Origin of the sequence: Halomonas sp. PGE1, assembly GCF_013000985.1 — a bacterium.
In the GTDB taxonomy this organism is placed as follows: domain Bacteria; phylum Pseudomonadota; class Gammaproteobacteria; order Pseudomonadales; family Halomonadaceae; genus Halomonas; species Halomonas alkalicola.
The window spans coordinates 2,201,086-2,219,926 of the sequence record NZ_CP053032.1 but is presented as its reverse complement, the minus strand read 5'-3'; the positions used below and the strand labels follow the sequence as shown (position 1 = coordinate 2,219,926).

Here is an 18,841-nt window from a genome sequence, read left to right as displayed (position 1 = left end):
GGTAGCTCACAGGCAGTGAGTGGGCTTGGGCAGCCCGGCGATGCGCGCGGCGAGCTTGGCCGGGCTGCCGGGGAAGAGCCGCATCAGGTGGATCGAACGGCCCTTCTCCTCGCCCAGGGCCCTGGCCACGGCCTTTACCAGGGGCCGCATCGCCGGCGCCTGCTCGAAGCGCTGATAGAAGTCGCGCAGCACCTGGATCACCTCCCAGTGCTCGTCGGTCAGCGTGATGCCCTCCTCCTCGGCCAGGCACCTGGCGACTTCGGGCGTCCAGTCACCGAGGACGACCAGGTATCCCTCCGGATCCAGAGCCACCTGTTGCTCGTTAACAGCTAGATAACGGTATATTTCTGTGGTCGCCATCAGTACCAGCTCACCGTGCGCTGCGCCTCTTCGGTGAGCGTGACGAAGCCCTCCATATCGACCCGGATCACCGAGTCGGCGCTGAGCGGCACCAGCCCGCGGGCGGCGAGGTCCTCCTCCAGCACGTAGAGGCGCCCCTGCAGGTCACCGAAGCGGCCCGCCAGGCTTTCCAGGGCGCCCTGCACCCCGTCCTCGATCATCAGGAGCCGATCGGCCGGCCCCATGGCGGCCAGCGCCTGGCGGTAGACCTCGCTGGTGGCCGGCGAGCGATTGAGAATATGCAGCAGCATCAGGGTCTCTCCAGGCGGCCCCGCCGCCCTCAGAAGGTCAGTACCAGCGAATGGTCGGCGGTCAGCGCAGGCAGCTCCGCGGCCGCGACCGCCCTGGCGGGAAGCATCAGCCCCTCGACCGCCAGGCCAAAGCGCACCAGCGCCTCCGCTTCCACCAGCAGGGTATCGATATCGTACATCTCGAGCATCTCGAGGGTGGGCGCGGTGCCCTTCTGCCCCAGGGGGCCGTTCGCCTGGCCGGGCACCAGAGCGGTGACGCCCTCGCCCATGAAGAGCAGCGTCACCCGGCGCCCGAAGGCGGCGGCCACCAGGGCGGCATCCAGGCCCTCGCGCAGCCAGCTGCTGCCGTGGGGGGGCGTGACGCAGGATGACCAGCAGATCCCCGTCGACGCCTTGTACCTTTTCGTTTGGCATGGGCACTCCTCAGGGTCCGAAGGTGACCAGGCGATCGCAGTGCAGGCCAAGATCCACCAGCTGCCCCAGCCCGGTCAGCTCGAAGGGGGGCTCGATGCTGTGGCCCTGCTTGCCGTGGCGGGCCGCCTCGCGCTCATCGAGCAGGCCGCGGCGCAGCGCCGCGGCGATGCAGACCTGCAGCGGCACGCCGTGCTCGGCGGCCAGCGCAGCCCAACCGTCCACCAGGTGCGGCTCGTCCTGCGGCGGCGTGGCCAGGCGCGCGGCATTGTGCACACCGTCATGGTAGAAGAATACCCCCTCCAGGCGGTGGCCACGCCCCACCAGCGCCCGGGCAAAGCGCAGGGCGGAATGGGCGGCCTGGCTGCTGTAGGGCGCCCCCATCAACAGAATCGCGTAGCGCATCATCGCACTCGACACTCCACAAACAGGCTGGCCCCGCCGAGGCGGGGCCAGCCGAGGTCCTCGTGACCCGCCAGGATCAGTCGTTGCTCATGATGCCGAGCAGCGACAGCAGGCTGATGAAGAGGTTGTAGATCGACACATAGAGGGTGATGGTGGCGAGGATATAGTTGGTCTCGCCGGCCCGGTGCACGATCTCGCTGGTCTGGTAGAGGATCGCCGCCGAGGCGAACAGCACGAAGCCGGCGGAGACCATCAGCATCAGGGTCGGAATCTGGAAGATCAGCCCGGCGACCATGGCCAGGATCAGCACGATGGCACCGGCCATCAGGAAGTTGCCCAGGAAGCTGAAGTCCTTCTTGGAGACCAGCGCCACGGCGGAGAGACCGATGAAGGTCAGGCCGGTCATGGCCAGGGCGTTCATGACCAGGGCGGCACCGTTGGGCAGCGCCAGGTAGGCGTTGAGGATCGGCCCCAGGGTGAAGCCCATGAAGCCGGTGAAGGCGAAGGTCGCCAGCAGGCCGGCGGCCGAATTGGCGGTCTTGTGCACCAGGAACATCAGGCCGTAGGCGCCGATGAAGAACACGAAGATGTTGAGCCGTTCGACGCCCATGGCCATGGCGGCGCCAGCGGTCACCGCCGAGAACATCAACGTCATGGCGAGCAGGCCATAGGTATTGCGCAGCACCTTGTTGGTGCTGAGCGCCTGGCTCTGCTGACGGGTAAGCTGGGTGTCTTGGTATGCCATGGATCCAGTGCTCCCTGTGTTTGGTTGGTCGTGGCAGTGGACCTAGAATGCCGACTCGAGGTTCCCCGCGCAAGCCCTTGATGGGGCATCGCTCAACGCTGTTTCCCTGCGCCCAGCAGCCGGGCAGCCAGCTCGGCGGCCGTCGCGCAGACCCCATCGGCGGCCGCCGTCAGGGCTTCGAGCTCCATCCAGCGGGCCTCGCTGGCGTCATCGCCAGCGACCGGCTCGCCCGCTTCCCACGCCATGCGCATCACCACCACCACGTAGTGGAAGCGCAGCCGGCCATCGCTCTCCCGCTCGATGACATCGAAGGCGGTGAGCGGCTCATCGGCCCTGGCCCGCACGCTGGTCTCCTCGAGCAGCTCGCGCTCCGCCGCCACGGCGAGGGGCTCCCCCGCCTCCACCTTGCCGCCCGGCAGCGCCAGCCGTCCGGCGTTGGGCGGGTGGCGCCGCCGCACCATCAACAGCCGCCCTCCTCTTACCACCGCGCAGGAGACGGCGGCGGCCGGAAAGGCGTTGGATTCATTCCTGGTCATGGCAGGCTCCCTGGTCGCGGAATGACGTCTGGCACCCTGACGGCATCCTGGCTAACGCCTTGATCCCAAGGCCCTCTTGACCCGGCACCGAAAGCTGGTAATATTCACCGCCGTAAGCCGGAGGGATGGCAGAGCGGTTGAATGCACCGGTCTTGAAAACCGGCAAAGGTGAAAGCCTTTCCAGGGTTCGAATCCCTGTCCCTCCGCCATCGTATCAAGAGAATCAGGCACCTGCGGGTGCCTTTTTCGTTTCTGGCCATCCAACCCCACCATTCCCAGGAGGGCGCCATGGCGCTGAAGGCCACCATCTGCAAGGCGCGCCTGCAGGTTGCCGACATGGATCGGCACTACTACGGCGAGCACGTGCTGACCGTTGCCCGCCACCCGTCGGAGACCGACGAGCGCATGATGCTGCGCCTGCTGGCCTTCGCGCGCCACGCCCATCCGGACCTGGCCTTCGGGCGCGGCGTCAGCACCGATGACGAGCCGGACCTGTGGCTCAGGAGCCTCACCGGCGAGATCGAGCTGTGGATCCAGCTCGGTCAGCCGGACGAGCGGGAGATTCGCCGGGCCTGCGGCCGTTCGCGGCAGGTGGTGATCTACACCTATGGCGGCCACGGCTCCCGGCTCTGGTGGGAGCAGCTCGCCGGCAAGCTGAGAACCCTGGCCAACCTCACGGTCATCGATGTCGCGCCCGAGACCGTTGCCGAACTCGGCAGGCTGGCCGCTCGGGGAATGGACCTCAATGCGACCCTACAGGACGGCATGATGTGGCTGGCCACGCCGGAGGCCTCCGTGGAGGTCGGCGTCGAGATCCGCCAGCAGGCCAGCGCGGCTCAGTAGAGCCTCAGCCCCACCTTGGTCACGGTGTTGCCCTCCATCTCGCTGACCACCCAGTGGATGCCGTGCCAGTCCACGTCGTCCCCCACCACCGGATGCCCGCCCACCCGCAGGGAGATGAAGTCCGCCAGGGTCATCTCCTTCTCCGCCTGGCTGAGCGTCAGCCCGTAGGCATCGGCGATATCCTGCATGCGCGCCTCACCGGCGAAGGTAAAGGTACCGAAGAAGGCGCGCTCCTGCTTGAGCTTGGCATCGCCGTTGAAGAGCCGGTTCAGCGCCGGCAGATCCTCGCTGCGGCCGATCACGCAGATCACGTCATTAAGCTGCAGGCGGGTGCTGCCCTTGGGGTGCAACATCACATGGTCGCGGAACAGCGCCGAGATCAGCGCCCCCGAGGGGAAGCGCAGCAGCCGGATGGGCACGTCCTCGAGGTCGGAGTTCTCCACCCGGTAGACGAACATCTCGAAGTCGTTTTCCGGCAGGATGCCCAGCGGGCCGCGCTGGTTGGGGGTCACCGATGACGGCACCTCGACCTTCATCAGCCGCGCCATCCAGCCCAGGGCCCCCCCCTGGACCAGCAGCGAGAGCAGCACCACCGCAAAGGCCACGTTGAAGTAGAGCGAGGCGTTCTCCACCCCGCCGATCACCGGGAAGATCGCCAGCACGATGGGCACCGCGCCGCGCAGGCCCACCCAGGCGATGAAGCCGGTCTCCCGCCAGCGGAACTTGAAGAAGGGCTTGATGCTGATCAGCACCGCCAGGGGCCTGGCCACGAAGATCAGCGCCAGCGCCACCAGGCTGGCCGGTAGTGCATACTCGATCATCTCGCTGGGGGTCACCAGCAGCCCCAGCACCAGGAAGAGGCCGATCTGGCTGAGCCAGGCCAGGCCATCGTGTACCGGCAGGATGAAATTGAGGTGGCGCCCGGGCTGGTTGCCGATCATCAGCCCCGCCAGGTAGATCGCCAGGAAGCCGCTGCCGCCGAGGAAGCTGGTCAGGCCGAAGACGCAGAAGCCCAGTGCCAGCGCCAGCAGCGAGTAGAGCCCGGGGGCCAGATCCACCCAGCGCAGCAGCTTGCCGCTGAGCCAGCCAGCACCCACGCCGATGGAGAGGCCCAGCCCGAACTGCTGGACCAGCAGCAGCAGGGTGTCGGCGGTGCCGCTCACCTGCCCCACCAGCATCTCCACCAGCACCAGGGTCAGAAAGATCGCCATGGGGTCGTTGGTGCCGGACTCGATCTCGAGGGTCGCCCCCACCCGCTCGTTGAGGTTGACGCCTCGTCCGCTGAGCATCGAGAACACCGCGGCGGCGTCGGTGGAGCCCACGATCGCCCCCACCAGCAGCCCCTGCAGCAGCGAGAGGTCGAAGATCCACATGGCCAGCAGCCCGATCAGCCCGCTGGTGATGAAGACGCCGAGAGTCGCCAGCGAGAGCGCCGGCCGGAAGCCGACCCGGAAGGTCTTGAGGCGGGTGCGCAGCCCGCCATCGAGCAGGATCATCGCCAGCGCCAGGTGGCCGATGGTGAAGGCCAGGGTATAGTCGTCGAACTGGATGCCGAGCAGGCCCTCCTCCCCCGCCAGCATGCCGAGGCCGAGGAAGATCAACAGCAAAGGCAGCCCCACCAGACTGGAGAGGCGACTGGCCAGCACGCTGAGCGCGATCAGCAGGCCGCTGAGCATGAAGAGGGTATTGATGGCGTCCATGGCATCCTCGAGGCGGTGAAGGGCCATTATCGCATGCGGCTTGCAGCGGCGCGACGCCGCCGGCCCGGGCTGGTCAGCCCTTCCCGAGAGCGGCTACACTCTGCTGCCGCCAGCCGGCCAGATGCCGGCACCACTGCCGGAGCCCGTGCATGCCCGACCCCGCCCAGCCCAGGCGACTGACCGCCGTGGCGTCCGCCCTCACCCTGCTGATGGCGGCACTCTCGAGCCTGGCGCCGATGACGAGCGTAGCGGCCGAGGAGCCCCCGCCCCTGGTGGTGCCCGACCTCCCCCGGGACGCACCGGCGCCCGCCAAGCTTGCGACGACCGTCCTGGTGCCCGAGATCCCGGCGCGGGAGCAGGCCCTCGAGGAGCCATCAGAGGCCCCGTCAGAAGAGACAGCCGAGGAGACGACCAAGAAGACGACCGAGAAGGCTCGGGAGGCAGGCAGTGAGTCCGCTGTTGTGAGGCCGGCACCGCCGCCCCCGGCCGGCGATGCCACCGGCCACACGGATGGAGAGGACGCCATCGGCGCCGCCCCGGCTCCCCAGGACAGCTCGGACTCACCGGAGGCCGATGCGACGAGCGATCTGGTCGACGAGGGACCCAGGGTGGCACTCACGCCTCCCGAGCCCCTCGAGCCGCCGCCCCTCAAGCCCCTGGAGATCATGCTGGACTGGTACCCGGGCCCTCAGCACGCTGCCCTGTTCATCGCCCTGCACAGGGGCATGCTGGAGCGCCGGGGCCTGCAGGTGACCCTGACCACCCCCGCCGACCCCACCCTGCCGACGCGACTGCTGGCCGCCGGTCGCATCGATCTCGCCGTGAGCCGTCAGCCGCTGCTGCATCTGCAGGTGGATCGCGGCCTGCCGCTGGTGCGGATCGGCACCCTGGTCGAGCTGCCCCTGGCGGGCCTCCTGCTGCGCGACGACGGCGACCTGGCGTCACCGGCCCAGCTGGCGGGCAGGCGCATCGGCTACTCGGTGGAGGAGAGCCGCGAGCTGCTGCTGCCGCTGCTGCTCAAGCCCCACGGTATTGCCATCGAGGAACTCGAACTGGTGGACGTCAACTTCAGCGCCGTGAACGAGATGGTCGACCAGGGACTGGACGGCGTGATGACGCCACAGCGCCTCGGCCTGCCCCGGCGACTGGGCGACGAAGGCCTCTCCACCCACCTGCTGCGACTCGAGGAGCACGGGATCCCACGCCACGAGGGGCTGATCCTGGTGGCTAACCGCGACCGCGTGGGTGGGCAGCGAGAGAGACTGCGGCGCCTGCTGGAGGCGCTCGCCGAAGCCACCGCCTGGAGCCTGGAGCATCCCGAGGCGGCCTGGGCGCTCCTGGCGGAGCGGGAACCCGCCATGGACACCCCGGCGAACCGGGACGCCTGGCTGCCCATGCTGCTGCGCCTGAGCGCCCGCCCCGCCGCCCTGGATCGGGGCGGCTATGCGCGCTTCGAGGCGTTCCTCCACGAGCGCGGCCTGACCGAGACCCTGACCCCGGTCGGCAGGCTCGGGGTCGACCTGGGCGCTCCGTGATGGACGAACCGCTGATCTTCCTCGATCTCGAGACCACCGGCATCCGCACCACCCGGGACCGCATCACCGAGATTGCGGCCCTGCGCGTGGAGCACGGCGAAGTGACCTCCCGCTGGCACCGGCTGATCAACCCCAGGGTACGCATCCCCGCCCCTATCAGCGCACTGACCGGCATTGATGACGCCATGGTCGAGGACGCCCCGACCTTTGCCGAGGTCGCCGAAGAGCTCCGGGAGTGGCTCGGACCCGCCGTCCTGGTCGCTCACAATGCACGCTTCGATTACGGCTTCCTGCGCAACGCCTTCCGGCTCGCCGGAGTGGAATACAGCGCCGAAGTGATCTGTACCCTGCGCCTGTCACGGCGCCTGGCACCGCAGGAGCGTGAGCACAACCTGGCCGCCCTGCTGGAGCGCCACGGCATCATCACGGCGACCCGCCATCGCGCCATGGCCGACGCCGAGGCCCTGCTCGCCCTATGGCTACAATGGCAGGTAGCGCATCCCCCCACACGCCTGGCCGACGAACTCCAGCGCCAGCGCCGCCTCCCCAGCCTGCCGGCGCACCTCGATCCGGGCATGATCCAGGCGCTTCCTGCCACCCCCGGGGTCTACCTGATGCACGGGGAGAACGATCTGCCCCTTTACATCGACAAGAGCGTCAACATCCGCTCTCGGGTCATGAGCCATTTCCAGGCCGACCACCGGGACGACCGCGAGATGCGCCTGGCCCAGCAGGTGCGCCACATCGACTGGAGGGAAACGGCCGGCGACCTGGGCGCCCAGCTACTGGAGGCGAGACTGATCAAGGAGCGCCAGCCGATCATGAACCGGCGCCTGCGCCGCTCTGGGCGACTGGTAGGCTGGTCCTGGCCGATGGCGGCAAGCCGTCCTGAACTGTGTCAAGCCGACACCCTGACCGGCCGAGAGGCCGAGTCGATGATGGGCCTGTTTCGCAGCGCCCGTGATGCCCGCCAGGCGCTGCATCAGATCGCCGCCGACCAGGGGCTCTGCCTGCGCCTACTGGGGCTGGAAAAGGGACGAGGCGCCTGCTTCGCGAGCCAGCTCGGGCGCTGTCGCGGCGCCTGCCGGGGCGACGAACCGCTGACGGAACACGCGGCGCGCCAGGCAGACGCCTAGGCGCAAGCGTCAGCGCACCTACCGTCACTGGGGCGCGAGCCGGTCCAGAAAGGTCTCCACTGCCTGCCGAAACGCCTCGGGCTGCTCGGCATGCAGCCAGTGGCCGGCCTCCAGGGTCACCACCTCGGCCTCGGGGAGCACCTCCCGCAGGGCCGGCAGCATTTCATCGGTGACGTAGTGGGAGTTTGCGCCGCGCAGTACCAGGGTCGGACCGCTGAAGGCACCCTCGCCCGCCGTCGGCCCCATGATGGTCTCGTAGTCTTCCTGGATCTCGTCGAGCCCCAGGCGCAGCCTGAGCCCGCCCTCCTCGCCACGCTCCAGGTTGGTGGCAAGGAACAACCTCACCGCCCGCTCCTTGACGTGCTCGCCCAGCAGGTCGTCCGCCTCGCGGCGATTGGCCGGCTTCCCCTCCTCGAGGCGGCGCAGGCCGGCGAACACCGTGTCGTGGTCGTGGCCATAGGCCACAGGCGCGATATCGCCAACGATCAGCGAGGCCACCCGCTCGGGCGCCAGGCGCGCCAGCGAGATCACCACCTTGCCGCCCATGGAGTGGCCGAGCAGGTGGGCGCTGGGGACCTCGAGGCGGTCGAGCAGGCGGGTCACATCATCGGCCATGGCGTCGTAGCCCATCCCCTCGACGTGGGGAGAGCGGCCGTGGTTGCGCAGGTCCACGGTGATCACCCGCCGCGTCGCCTCCCACGCCTTGACGTGGGAGCGCCAGTTGTCGGCGCTGCCGAACAGGCCATGGATCACCACCAGCGGCACGCCATCGCCACCGGTATCCAGATAGTTGAGCTCTACGGTCATGGCACTTTCTCCTTGGCCGGCTCCCCGGCCTGTGTCAGGGGCGGGACCTCGCCGCCGCGGCGGCAGGCTCGGCCTCGGTGGCCGCCACCAGGCGGCGGCTCAGGGTCGCCAGCAGCACGCCATACAGCGGCACGAAGAACAGCAGGCTGATGCCCAGCTTGATGACATAGTCGACCCAGGCGATCTCCAGCCAGTTGGCCGCCATGAAGGGGTCGGGGCTGTTGTAGAAGGCGATCGAAAAGAAGGCGAAGGTGTCGGCCAGATTGCCGAGCACGGTGGAGATCGCCGGCGCCACCCACCAGGCCCTGAGGCCTCGCAGGCGGTCGAAGACGTGCACGTCGAGGAGCTGGCCCAGCAGGTAGGCCATGAAGCTCGCCACGGCGATGCGGGCCACGAACAGGTTCCACTCCCCAAGCGCCCCCAGGCCCGCATAGCCGCCCCGCGGGAAGACCACCGAGACCACATAGGAGATCACCAGGGCCGGCAGCATCACCCGCATCACGATGGCCCGGGCCGGCTCCTTGCCGAACAGCCGCACGGTGAGGTCGGTGGCCAGGAAGATGAACGGAAAGCTGAAGGCGCCCCAGGTGGTATGGAAGCCGAACAGGGTGAAGGGAAGCTGCACCAGGTAGTTGCTGGCGGCGATCACCAGGATATGGAAGCCGACCAGCATTGCCAGCAGGCGGCGCTGCTGGGCATCGGAAAGCGCGAACATGGAGCATCCTTTTTTACGGGAGGGGTGAGGGAACCCTCGTGGAACGGGCTGCCGCGGCAGCGTGCGGTCGCGCATTATACGGACCTCGCCTGGCGCTTGCCATGCCAGCAGCAAGAACGCCGCCCCGAGGGGCGGCGTCATGGAGGCGGTCTGGCGAATGCCGTCAGGGCATCAGACCTGGCGCGCCTCGTGGGCGGCGCCCACCTCGCGGGCCTTCATGGCCTCGTGCACATCCTGCAGGCTGGCCGGGTCGTCGATGGTGGAGGGGATGCCGAACTCCTTGCCGTCGGCGATGCTGCGCAGCAGCTTGCGCAGGATCTTGCCGGAGCGGGTCTTGGGCAGGCGGTCCACCACCAGCACCTGCTTGAAGCAGGCGATGGGGCCGATCTTCTCGCGCACCAGGGCGATCAGCTCCTGCTCGAGGTCGTCCTCGCGCCCCTCGAAGCCGTCCTTCGGAATCACCAGGCCGATGGGCAGCTGCCCCTTGAGGGCATCGTGGATGCCGATCACCGCGCACTCCGCCACGGCGGAATGGGCGCCGACGACCTCCTCCATCTCGCCGGTGGAGAGACGGTGGCCAGCCACGTTGATGACGTCATCGGTGCGACCCATGATGAACAGGTAGCCGTCCTCGTCCACATAGCCGCCGTCGCCGGTCAGGTAGTAGCCCGGGAAGGCCGCCATGTAGGCCGAGTGGAAGCGCTGCGGGTCGCCCCACACCCCCACCAGGCAGCCCGGCGGCATCGGCTGCTTGATCACCACGCTGCCCTGCTCCATCGGGCCCATGCGCTCGCCCTCACGGTCGAGGATCTGCACGTCGAAGCCCGGCACCGGCACGGTGGCACTGCCCGCCTTGGTGGGCATCGGCTCCAGGCCATGCAGGTTGGCGGCGATGGGCCAGCCGGTCTCGGTCTGCCACCAGTGATCGATCACCGGCACCTCGAGCAGGTCGTCGAGCCAGTGGAAGGTGGGCGGATCGAGCCGCTCGCCGGCCAGGAACAGCGCCTTCATGCAGGAGATGTCGTATTGGGCCAGCAGCTTGCCGTCCGGGTCCTCCTTCTTGATGGCGCGGAACGCCGTCGGCGCGGTGAAGAAGCTCTTCACCTGGTACTCGCTGATCAGCCGCCAGAAGGCGCCGGCGTCCGGAGTCTTCACCGGCTTGCCCTCGTAGACCACGCTGGTGGCCCCGCGCAGCAGCGGCGCATAGACGATGTAGGAGTGACCCACCACCCAGCCCACGTCCGAGGCGGAGAAGAAGACCTCGCCGGGGGCGATGTCGTAGATGGCCTCCATGGAGTAGGCCAGCGCCACCGCGTAGCCGCCGGTATCGCGCACCACGCCCTTGGGCTTGCCGGTGGTGCCGGAGGTGTAGAGCACGTAGAGCGGATCGGTGCCCTTCACCGGCACGCAGTCGGCGGGCTCGGCCGAGGCCATCAGGGCGGCCCAGTCATGGTCGCGCTCGCTCAGTTCGGCGGTGTGCTGCTCGCGCTGGAAGATCACGCAGGCATCCGGCTTGTGGCTGCTCTGCTCGACGGCCGAATCGATGACCCCCTTGTAGGGCAGGACCTTGTTGACCTCGACCCCGCAGGAGGCGGCCACCACCACCTTGGGGGTGGCGTCCTCGATGCGCACGGCGAGCTCGTGGGGCGCGAAGCCGCCGAACACCACCGAGTGGACGGCGCCCAGGCGCGCACAGGCATACATGGCCACCAGCGCCTCGGGGACCATGGGCATGTAGATCACCACGCGATCGCCCTTCTCCACGCCGAGCCCCCTGAGGGCGCCGGCGAAGGTCGCCACCTGGTCGCGCATCTCGCGATAGGTCAGGGTGCGCTTGCTGTCGGTGACCGGCGAGTCCCAGAAGATCGCCGGCTGGTCGCCGCGGCCCTGCTCCACGTGGTGGTCCAGCGCCGCGTGGCAGATGTTCAGCTCGCCGTCGGCGAACCAGCGGGCGTGGTTGGCCTCGTCATAGTGAAGGATCTGGGTCGGCGCCTTGAACCAGGGGATACGACGGGCCTGCTCGGCCCAGAAGCTCTCCGGCTGCTCGATGGAGCGGCGAAATTCGTTGGCGTAGGTGCTCATGATCGTCCTGTGGCAGGTCAGTGACATCGAAGGATTGTTGACACTGTAATGCACCAGGCCGCCGACGCCCTCATACGATAGGCTAACTTTCGACAAAAGGAGGAGATATCAGGGGAAACATTGTCAACAACAGAGGTGCGCGCCAACCCTCTCTCAACGCGCAGGGACACTCTTCCACTCCCCGACGGGTGGTCTATGCTTTAATCAAGTCCTAAATGAGGAAAGGACGCTCGCCAAGGAGCGATCACAACGGCCTGATCGGAGCCGCTGGCCCCTGAGGGCACGGGGCCAGCACGGCATACCACTTCTGCACCTGCCAGCGCGGGGAATTCACATGGGCAATTCCAACAGCACGGCAGCGCGCCTCCTCGCGGGAGGCGACGCCACCATCGATCGGGCCACGGCGCTGCTCAAGGCCATGGCCAACGACAACCGGCTGCGCATTCTCTGCCTGCTGGACGGGCAGGAGCTCTCGGTGACCGAGCTCAACAGCCGGCTCACCCTCAGCCAGTCGGCCCTCTCCCAGCATCTGGCGATCCTGCGCCGGGAGAACCTGGTCTCCACCAGGCGGGCCTCCCAGACCATCTACTACTCCTGGCAGGGCGACAGCGCCCGGACCATCATCGAGGCACTGGGCCAGCTCGGCATGGCCGACTAGCGGCGGCGCAGGGGGCTCTGCTCCAGCACCTCGAGCCCCTTCTCCAGCGCCCGCTCCACACCGACGGAGACCGCCGCCCCGAGCCGATCCGCCAGGCGGCGGCGCGGCTCCAGGCGCAGGTGGATCACCCGAGCCTCCTTCATGCGCTCCACCAGGTAGGCCTCGCTGGTGCCCAGGGCGTCCACCAGGCCGCGCTCGAGGGCCTCGCGCCCGTACCAGGTCTCCCCGGTGGCCACCGCCTCGATATCCAGCGACGGGCGACGCTCGGCCACGTGACGCTTGAACAGCGCGTGGACCCCTTCCAGCTCGTCGATGAACTTCTCGCGCCCCTCCTCGCTGTTCTCGCCGAACACGGTCAGGGTGCGCTTGTAGCGCCCGGCGGTCAGCACCTCCACGTCGATGTCGTGCCGCTTGAGCAGCCGGTGCACGTTGGGCACCTGGGCCACCACGCCGATGGAGCCCACCACCGCCAGCGGCGCGGCGCGCAGCTGGTCCGCCCCGCAGGCCATCAGGTAGCCGCCGCTGGCCGCCACCTTGTCCACGCACACCGTGGTCCTGAGGCCCGCCTCGCGCAGACGGTCGAGCTCGGCGGCCGCCAGCCCGTAGGCATGCACCAGCCCTCCGGCCGACTCCAGCCGCACGATCACCTCATCCCCCTGGTCGGCGGCATCGATCAGCGCCGAGACCTCCTCGGCCAGCCTGCCCGTGGCGCTGGCACGCAGGTCGCCATGGAAGTCGATCACCCAGGCGATGGACTGCCGGGCCTTCTCCCCCTTGCGCCCGGTCTTGTCGCGGGCCTTGTCCTCGCGGCGAAAGGCCTTGATGAGACGCTTGCGGGCCCCGGGCTCGCTGGCGGCCAGGGTCAGCCGGCGGCGACGGTAGTCCCTGGCATCGTTGAGCTCATCCAGGCGCAGCCGGCTGCGATCACCCACCTCGCCGCGCACCCGGGCTACCAGCGCCACCGCCAGGGCGATGATCACCACCAGGCTCACCAGCTGAGCCAGGAACATGCCAAAATCGGCCAGCCAATCGTTCATGATGCTCTCCTGTCCGTGTCCGAGCGCCTGCCCATGCCCCCTAGCACGCCAGGCGTGCCGGGCAGCGTCAAGGCGCTTGAATGAAACAATCGTTTGAAATAACCTGATGACCGATGCCCACCCACCCCCAGGAGTCCCGATGAGCCTCTCCACCCTCGACAAGCTGCAGTCCCGCTTCGACGCCCAGTCCGCCCAGGGCATGGATGACGTCTTCCAGTTCCACTTCAGCGATGCCGGCAGCCACTACCTGGTGGTCAAGGACGGCGCCCTCGACATCCAGGAGGGCGAGCACGACGATCCCTCCGTCAGCCTGAGCATGTCCACCGACACCCTCAAGGGCCTCATGAACGGTGAGGTCAACGGCATGACCGCCTTCATGACCGGCAAGCTCAAGGCCACCGGCAACGTGATGCTGGCCACGAAGCTGACCAGCCTCTTCCCCAAGGGCTGAGGCAGCACGCCCCGCCACCATCGGGCCGCCCTGGGCGGCCCGATGTCGTTCTAGCGGGCCGCCACCTCGGTCAGGTGGGTCTCGATCAGCGCCCGCGAGATGGAGTAGAGCGGCGGAAGCTGCGGCAGCCGGCGCGGCGAGTACCAGGCCGCATCGGCGATCTCCACGCCGTCGATGCGGATGCGCCGACTGGCCGCCTCGGCGAAGAAGCCCAGCATGAGCGAGTGCGGGAAGGGCCAGGCCTGGCTGCGGAAGTAACGGATGCGCCCCACCTGCAGCCCCACCTCCTCGAAGACCTCACGACGCACCGCCTCCTCGGCGGACTCGCCGGGCTCGATGAAGCCGGCCAGGGTGGAGTAGCGCCCCGGCGGGAAGCGCGGGCTGCGCGCCAGCAGCAGCGCATCGCCATGGGTCACCAGGGTGATGATGCAGGGCGAGATGCGCGGGTAGTTGCGGTGGCCGCAGGTGCGGCAGTGCATGGCGAATTCGGCGTCGAGCCGCTCGGCGGGGGTGCCGCAGCGGCCACAGAAGCGATGGTCGCGCAGCCAGGCGCCGACCTGCAGGGCAGTGGAGAGCAGCGCGAAGCGCGACTCCGGCAACCTGGCGAGCCAGCCCCGCCCATCCGGCCAGGTCTCTTCCGGCGCCTCCTCCAACGACAGCGCCACCGGCTCGTCATGCCAGTAGCAGAGCGGCTGCATGGCCGGCGTCCAGGGCTGGGGCGGCTGCAGCAGGTCGCCATCGGGCCCCGGAGCGATGCGCCCCTCGGCCAGGCGAATGACGCGCCCCGCCGCCGCCTCGAGGGGCAGCTCACGCCGCAGCATCAGTGCGGCACCCCCTCGCCCATGCGGTCCCAGCGACACTCCCCGGACGCCTTGCGGATCGCCGTCAGCTTGGCGCGGTGGGCGGCCAGCTCCTGCTCGCTGGGCGAAAGCACCGCCAGGCGGCCCGGCTCCAGGGCGAGGCGGCGAATTGCCATCCCGCCGCTGCCGGCCACGCCGCTGTCACCGCCGGCCGAGGCGTCCAGGGAGAGCGCGGTCTGGCCGCCGGTCATCGCCAGGTAGACGTCGGCGAGGATCTCGGCGTCCAGCAGGGCGCCGTGGAGCACCCGGTGGCCGTTGTCGATCTCGTAGCGCTTGCACAGGGCGTCGAGGTTATTGCGTTGCCCCGGATGCTTCTCGCGGGCCATCACCAGGGTATCGAGGATCCCGCAGTGCGCCGCCACCGGGCCCAGGCGAGGTTCGCCGCGCGCCCGATTGAGCCTCTCGAACTCGTGGTCGATGAAGCCGACGTCGAAGGGAGCGTTATGGATGACCAACTCGGCGCCCTCGATGAAGGCCCAGAACGCATCGGCAATCTCGGCAAACCGCGGCTCGTTGGCCACCCGCTCGTCGGTGATGCCGTGCACGCCCACCGCCTCCGCCTCGATCTGCCGCTCGGGGTTGATGTACTGGTGGTAGGTGTTGCCGGTGAGCCGGCGATTGACCATCTCCACCGCCCCGATCTCGATCAGGCGGTGGCCTTCCCGGGGGTCGATGCCGGTGGTCTCGGTGTCGAGGATGATCTGGCGCATGGGAAACTCTCTGGCTCAGGAAGGATGGGGAGGACGACGACCGGCTCAGGCCCGGGAGTGCGCCGCATCGATGGCCTCGTTGGCAAGCGCATCGGCGCGCTCATTGCCCGGGTGGCCGCTGTGGCCCTTGACCCAGTGCCACTCGATGGCGTGGCGATGGGTCTCCTCGAGCAGCTCTCGCCACAGCTCGGCATTCTTCACCGGCTGCTTGCCGGCCGTCTTCCAACCGCGCTTGACCCAGTTGTGGATCCACTCGGTGATGCCGCGGCGCAGGTACTCGGAGTCGGTCCACAGCTGCACGCGACAGGGCCGCTTGAGCTCGCGCAGCGACATGATCGCGGCCATCAGCTCCATGCGGTTGTTGGTGGTGCGGGACTCGAAGCCGTTCAGCGCCTTCTCGTGCTGACCGCTCCTGAGCAGGGCGCCCCAGCCGCCGGGGCCGGGATTGCCGCGGCAGGCGCCGTCGGTATAGATGATCACCTCGGGCAGGGCGTCGGCGCCCGTCTCGGCAACCTTCTCGGTCAGCGTCTCAGTCAACCTCTGTCATCCTTTCCTGGTCGTGGGGAGGGCATGGCTCGGGCAGCATTCGCGGCTGGCCCAGGCGGGTCGCGCCCAGGGCCGAGCCCCCGAAGGGCCTGGCAAAACCGAGCGAGCTCCCCTGGCGCTGGGCCAGCTGGGGGCGTCGGCTCGCCTGGATCATATAGCTGTCGCCGAGCGGCAGGTTGTGCCGCCGCCCGAGGGTCTCGAGGGAGGCGTTGCGGGGCATGCCGCCGGGCAGATGAAAGCCGCAGTAGTCTACCCGCTCGATCTCGAAGTCGACAAATGCCAGCCAGTCGCGCAGGCGAGCCGGCGTGCGCCAGTGGCCGCGCCAGGGCAGCCGCCGCCGCCGGCCGGGCCACACCCGCGGCAGGGCCCCCGGCGAGAGGGGCATCCAGCCGAAGATGATCAGCCGGCCGTCATTGCGGGTTACCCGGGCGGCCTCCTGTAGCGTGCGGTGGGGGTCGGGCGCGACCTCGAGCAGGTGGTGAATCACCACCAGGCTCAGGCAGCTGTCGGGCAGCGGCAGGGCGTCGAGAGGACAGATCAGGGTGGCGGGATGCTCGGCCAGCTCCCGGGTCGGCGCCCAGGCCATGGGATGGCGCACCGGGCACATGTCCGCCAGCGCCCCGCTCATGCCAAGCTCGAGGCTGTGCCCGCCGAACAGCCGCTCGCACACCGGCCCCAGGCAGGCGCGCTCGGCCTGACGCACCGCCTGACCACCGGGCGTGGCCCAGAAGCGGCGCCCGTCCCGCACCAGCGCGGCCAGGGACGAAAGCGTGGGAGAAATTGACATTGGCAGCAGGTTCCTCCATTCTGGGCGGATTTTGCGACCCGTTCATGCCCATTCAGGACGCCATGCCCATGTTGAGCGTGACACCGATTCCCGCGTTTGGCGACAACTATATCTGGCTGCTGCGCCAGGACACGAACTCCGAAATCTGCGTGGTCGACCCGGGCGATGCCGCCCCGGTAATCGAGCTGATCGAGCGGGAGGGACTCACCCTCTCCACGGTGCTGATCACCCACCACCACCAGGATCACACCGGCGGCCTGCCCGAGCTGATCGAACGCTATGCGCCGCGGGTCATCGGCCCCAACAATCCGAAGATTGCCGGCATCGACGAGCGGGTCGGACAGGGTGACGAGTTCCGTGCCCTGGGCAGGCTGTTCGAGGTGCACGAGGTACCCGGGCACACCCTCGATCATATCGCCTTCTTCACCGCCGGCATCCCGCCGCTGCTGTTCTGTGGCGATGCCCTGTTCAGCGCCGGCTGCGGCCGGCTCTTCGAGGGCACCCCCGAGCAGATGCACGCCTCCCTCGGCAAGCTCGCGGCGCTGCCCGACGATACCCTGGTATTCGCCGCCCACGAATACACCCTGGCCAACCTGCGCTTCGCGTTGGCCGCGGATCCTCACAATCCGGATGTGGCCAAGGCCATGGAGGAGTGCCAGCGCGCCCGGGAGCTCGATCGCCCCACGCTGCCGAGCCCCCTGGCCCGCGAGAAGCGCATCAATCCTTTCCTGCGCTGCCAGGACGCCGGCGTACGCCAGGCGGCCTCGGCCCATGGTGACACCGACAGCGAATCGGCCACCTTCGCCACGCTGCGCAGCTGGAAAGACAACTTTTGATACAGCCCCGATTGGACGTCATGCGGATTGCCCCGCTGTCGGCGGGACCGCTCACGACCAGGAGGAACCCTTCCGGATGACCTACCACACCAAGCGACGCAAGTTGATCGGCTTCGCCAGCACCACGGCCCTGATCGGCTCGCTGCTGGCCAGCGGCGTCTACAGCCAGGCCGCCACCCTCAGCCCCGAACAGCGCCAGAACGCCCTCAAGGGCACCGCCTCGCCCCCCCAGACCGCCGAGGCCCATCGACTGCCCACAGAGCAGCACTTCTGGGATGCCCTGGCCCTCGAGCCCCGCGACGCCTGGAGTCGGCTGCGTGCCAGCTTCCAGTGGCAGGAGAGCCTCGATGAGCCCCGGGTCCAGGAGTGGATCGAGTATTATCGCCAGAGCCCCCATAACATCGTCGAGATCACCGAGCGCGCCCGCCCGTGGCTGGCCTGGATCGTCGAGCAGGTGGAGGAGCGCGGTCTGCCCGGCGAGATCGCCCTGATCCCCTTCGTCGAGAGCTCCTTCGACCCCACCGCCCGCAGCCACCGCGGCGCCGCCGGCCTGTGGCAGTTCATGCCCGGCACCGGTGACGCCCTGGGCCTGCGCCGTGGCAACGGCTACGATGGCCGCCTGGACGTGGTCGCCTCCACCCGCGCCGCCCTGGACTACCTGGAGCTGCAGGCCGACCAGTGGTACGACGGCGACCTTGAGCTGTCGCTGGCCGCCTACAACGCCGGCGCCGGCACCGTGAACCGGTCGCGCCGCAACGCCATCGCCCAGGGCCACGCCGGCGACTACTGGAGCCTCTCCCTGCCTCGGGAGACCATGAACTACGTACCCAAGCTCAAGGCCATCGCCGCCATCATCAACGATCCTGACCAATACCAGGTCGCCCTCCCCGAGATCGAGGACGCGCCGGCATTTGCCAAGATCCCCGTGGATCGCCCCCTGGCCCTGGACGAGGCCGCCCGCCTCTCGGGCGCCAGCCGTGGCGAGCTGGCCGAGCTCAATCCGGCGCTGCGCAACGGCACCGCCAACCCCGGCCAGGCCCGGGTCCTGCTGGTGCCCGCCGACCGCGCCGACACCCTGATGGCCCGCCTGGAGACGCCCGCCTCTCCGGTCGGCAGCGGCGAAGCCCGCTACGTGGTGCAGCAGGGTGACAGCCTCTCGGCCATCGCCTCTCGCGAGGGCGTGAGCGTCGCCCAGATCCGCCAGGCCAACGGGCTCAACGGCGACATCCTCCAGCCTGGCCAGGTCCTCGACCTGCCCCGCCAGAGCCTCGCCTCCCGATAGGCAGGGCGCCCCGAGCGGCGGCAGGCTTGCCAAGCCGCCCGGGGCCTGACACCTTATTGGCCGACCGATGCCGGCCCCGCGGGCCGGCTGCCACCGACCAAGGATGTCG

22 protein-coding genes and 1 tRNA gene are annotated in these 18,841 nt (G+C 68.8%); 8 read left to right on the top strand and 15 right to left on the bottom strand.

Annotated features, from left to right (window positions below; translation table 11 throughout):
• Positions 1-6 precede the first annotated feature (6 nt).
• The 6 genes from HIR79_RS10495 to HIR79_RS10470 form a co-directional block, all read right to left on the bottom strand.
• Complete coding sequence (locus HIR79_RS10495; RefSeq protein WP_169958320.1) at positions 7-360, bottom strand: TusE/DsrC/DsvC family sulfur relay protein; 354 nt, start codon at positions 358-360, stop codon at positions 7-9.
• Entirely contained in the window at positions 360-650 is a 291-nt protein-coding gene (gene tusB / locus HIR79_RS10490) for a sulfurtransferase complex subunit TusB (protein WP_169958319.1), read from the bottom strand. Before tusB ends, HIR79_RS10495 begins: the two co-directional genes overlap by 1 nt.
• Positions 651-679: 29 nt before the next feature.
• A complete protein-coding gene (locus tag HIR79_RS10485) occupies positions 680-958 on the bottom strand; it encodes a DsrE family protein (protein WP_349304974.1) in 279 nt (92 codons plus the stop codon).
• 115 nt (positions 959-1,073) lie between these two features.
• Positions 1,074-1,466, bottom strand: a complete 393-nt coding sequence (gene tusD, locus HIR79_RS10480) for a sulfurtransferase complex subunit TusD (RefSeq protein WP_110068804.1) — start codon at positions 1,464-1,466, stop codon at positions 1,074-1,076.
• Between the two features lie 76 nt (positions 1,467-1,542).
• On the bottom strand, positions 1,543-2,211 hold the full coding sequence (locus HIR79_RS10475; protein ID WP_169958318.1) for a Bax inhibitor-1/YccA family protein: 669 nt from the start codon (positions 2,209-2,211) through the stop codon (positions 1,543-1,545).
• Positions 2,212-2,303: 92 nt separating this feature from the next.
• Entirely contained in the window at positions 2,304-2,747 is a 444-nt protein-coding gene (locus HIR79_RS10470; RefSeq protein WP_169958317.1) for an NUDIX hydrolase, read from the bottom strand.
• 119 nt (positions 2,748-2,866) lie between these two features.
• Here HIR79_RS10470 and HIR79_RS10465 point away from each other — a divergent pair.
• Together HIR79_RS10465 and HIR79_RS10460 are read left to right on the top strand one after the other, a co-directional pair.
• Positions 2,867-2,956, top strand: a tRNA-Ser gene (locus tag HIR79_RS10465).
• Between the two features lie 79 nt (positions 2,957-3,035).
• A complete protein-coding gene (locus tag HIR79_RS10460) occupies positions 3,036-3,590 on the top strand; it encodes a YaeQ family protein (RefSeq protein ID WP_169958316.1) in 555 nt (184 codons plus the stop codon).
• Here the strand turns inward: HIR79_RS10460 and HIR79_RS10455 are convergent.
• Positions 3,584-5,290: a potassium/proton antiporter gene (locus HIR79_RS10455; protein WP_169959540.1), complete on the bottom strand. Its 1,707-nt coding sequence runs from the start codon at positions 5,288-5,290 to the stop codon at positions 3,584-3,586. The genes HIR79_RS10460 and HIR79_RS10455 overlap by 7 nt on opposite strands.
• Before the next feature lie 149 nt (positions 5,291-5,439).
• Between HIR79_RS10455 and HIR79_RS10450 the strand changes: the two genes are divergently transcribed.
• Positions 5,440-6,825, top strand: a complete 1,386-nt coding sequence (locus HIR79_RS10450) for an ABC transporter substrate-binding protein (protein ID WP_169958315.1) — start codon at positions 5,440-5,442, stop codon at positions 6,823-6,825.
• Positions 6,825-7,961 (top strand): exonuclease domain-containing protein, encoded by a 1,137-nt coding sequence (locus HIR79_RS10445; protein ID WP_169958314.1) that lies wholly within the window; start codon positions 6,825-6,827, stop codon positions 7,959-7,961. Before HIR79_RS10450 ends, HIR79_RS10445 begins: the two co-directional genes overlap by 1 nt.
• Before the next feature lie 24 nt (positions 7,962-7,985).
• Here the strand turns inward: HIR79_RS10445 and HIR79_RS10440 are convergent, their stop codons facing one another.
• The 3 genes from HIR79_RS10440 to HIR79_RS10430 form a co-directional block, all read right to left on the bottom strand.
• Positions 7,986-8,768 carry an alpha/beta fold hydrolase gene (locus tag HIR79_RS10440; protein WP_169958313.1) on the bottom strand — a complete coding sequence of 261 codons (783 nt, stop codon included), beginning with the start codon at positions 8,766-8,768 and terminating at the stop codon, positions 7,986-7,988.
• Between the two features lie 34 nt (positions 8,769-8,802).
• Positions 8,803-9,483 carry a 7-cyano-7-deazaguanine/7-aminomethyl-7-deazaguanine transporter gene (locus HIR79_RS10435; RefSeq protein ID WP_169958312.1) on the bottom strand — a complete coding sequence of 227 codons (681 nt, stop codon included), beginning with the start codon at positions 9,481-9,483 and terminating at the stop codon, positions 8,803-8,805.
• A 171-nt stretch (positions 9,484-9,654) separates the two neighbouring features.
• On the bottom strand, positions 9,655-11,592 hold the full coding sequence (locus HIR79_RS10430; RefSeq protein WP_283241834.1) for a propionyl-CoA synthetase: 1,938 nt from the start codon (positions 11,590-11,592) through the stop codon (positions 9,655-9,657).
• 307 nt (positions 11,593-11,899) lie between these two features.
• On the opposite strand from HIR79_RS10430, the gene HIR79_RS10425 reads away from it, so the two are divergent.
• Complete coding sequence (locus tag HIR79_RS10425; RefSeq protein ID WP_169958310.1) at positions 11,900-12,223, top strand: ArsR/SmtB family transcription factor; 324 nt, start codon at positions 11,900-11,902, stop codon at positions 12,221-12,223.
• Here HIR79_RS10425 and sohB read toward each other — a convergent pair.
• A complete protein-coding gene (gene sohB / locus HIR79_RS10420) occupies positions 12,220-13,260 on the bottom strand; it encodes a protease SohB (RefSeq protein WP_119021106.1) in 1,041 nt (346 codons plus the stop codon). The two genes, HIR79_RS10425 and sohB, sit on opposite strands and share 4 nt — an antisense overlap.
• Positions 13,261-13,399: 139 nt before the next feature.
• Between sohB and HIR79_RS10415 the strand changes: the two genes are divergently transcribed.
• The gene (locus HIR79_RS10415; protein ID WP_169958309.1) at positions 13,400-13,711 is read left to right on the top strand and encodes an SCP2 sterol-binding domain-containing protein; all 312 of its coding nucleotides are present in this window, start codon (positions 13,400-13,402) and stop codon (positions 13,709-13,711) included.
• A gap of 50 nt (positions 13,712-13,761) precedes the next feature.
• On the opposite strand, the gene nudC is transcribed toward HIR79_RS10415, so the two are convergent.
• The 4 genes from nudC to HIR79_RS10395 are packed head-to-tail and all read right to left on the bottom strand — an operon-like array spanning position 13,762 to position 16,614.
• Positions 13,762-14,532, bottom strand: a complete 771-nt coding sequence (gene nudC, locus HIR79_RS10410; protein ID WP_169958308.1) for an NAD(+) diphosphatase — start codon at positions 14,530-14,532, stop codon at positions 13,762-13,764.
• Complete coding sequence (gene dnaQ, locus HIR79_RS10405; protein WP_169958307.1) at positions 14,532-15,281, bottom strand: DNA polymerase III subunit epsilon; 750 nt, start codon at positions 15,279-15,281, stop codon at positions 14,532-14,534. The genes nudC and dnaQ overlap by 1 nt, the downstream gene beginning before the upstream one ends.
• A gap of 45 nt (positions 15,282-15,326) precedes the next feature.
• A complete protein-coding gene (rnhA, locus tag HIR79_RS10400) occupies positions 15,327-15,818 on the bottom strand; it encodes a ribonuclease HI (protein ID WP_249322114.1) in 492 nt (163 codons plus the stop codon).
• Positions 15,811-16,614, bottom strand: coding sequence for a class I SAM-dependent methyltransferase (locus tag HIR79_RS10395; RefSeq protein ID WP_169958306.1), 804 nt, complete (start codon positions 16,612-16,614; stop codon positions 15,811-15,813). The genes rnhA and HIR79_RS10395 overlap by 8 nt, the downstream gene beginning before the upstream one ends.
• Before the next feature lie 68 nt (positions 16,615-16,682).
• On the opposite strand from HIR79_RS10395, the gene gloB reads away from it, so the two are divergent.
• Both gloB and HIR79_RS10385 read left to right on the top strand, forming a co-directional pair.
• On the top strand, positions 16,683-17,450 hold the full coding sequence (gene gloB, locus HIR79_RS10390; RefSeq protein WP_169958305.1) for a hydroxyacylglutathione hydrolase: 768 nt from the start codon (positions 16,683-16,685) through the stop codon (positions 17,448-17,450).
• A gap of 76 nt (positions 17,451-17,526) precedes the next feature.
• On the top strand, positions 17,527-18,732 hold the full coding sequence (locus HIR79_RS10385; RefSeq protein ID WP_169958304.1) for a transglycosylase SLT domain-containing protein: 1,206 nt from the start codon (positions 17,527-17,529) through the stop codon (positions 18,730-18,732).
• The last annotated feature ends 109 nt before the right edge of the window (positions 18,733-18,841 follow it).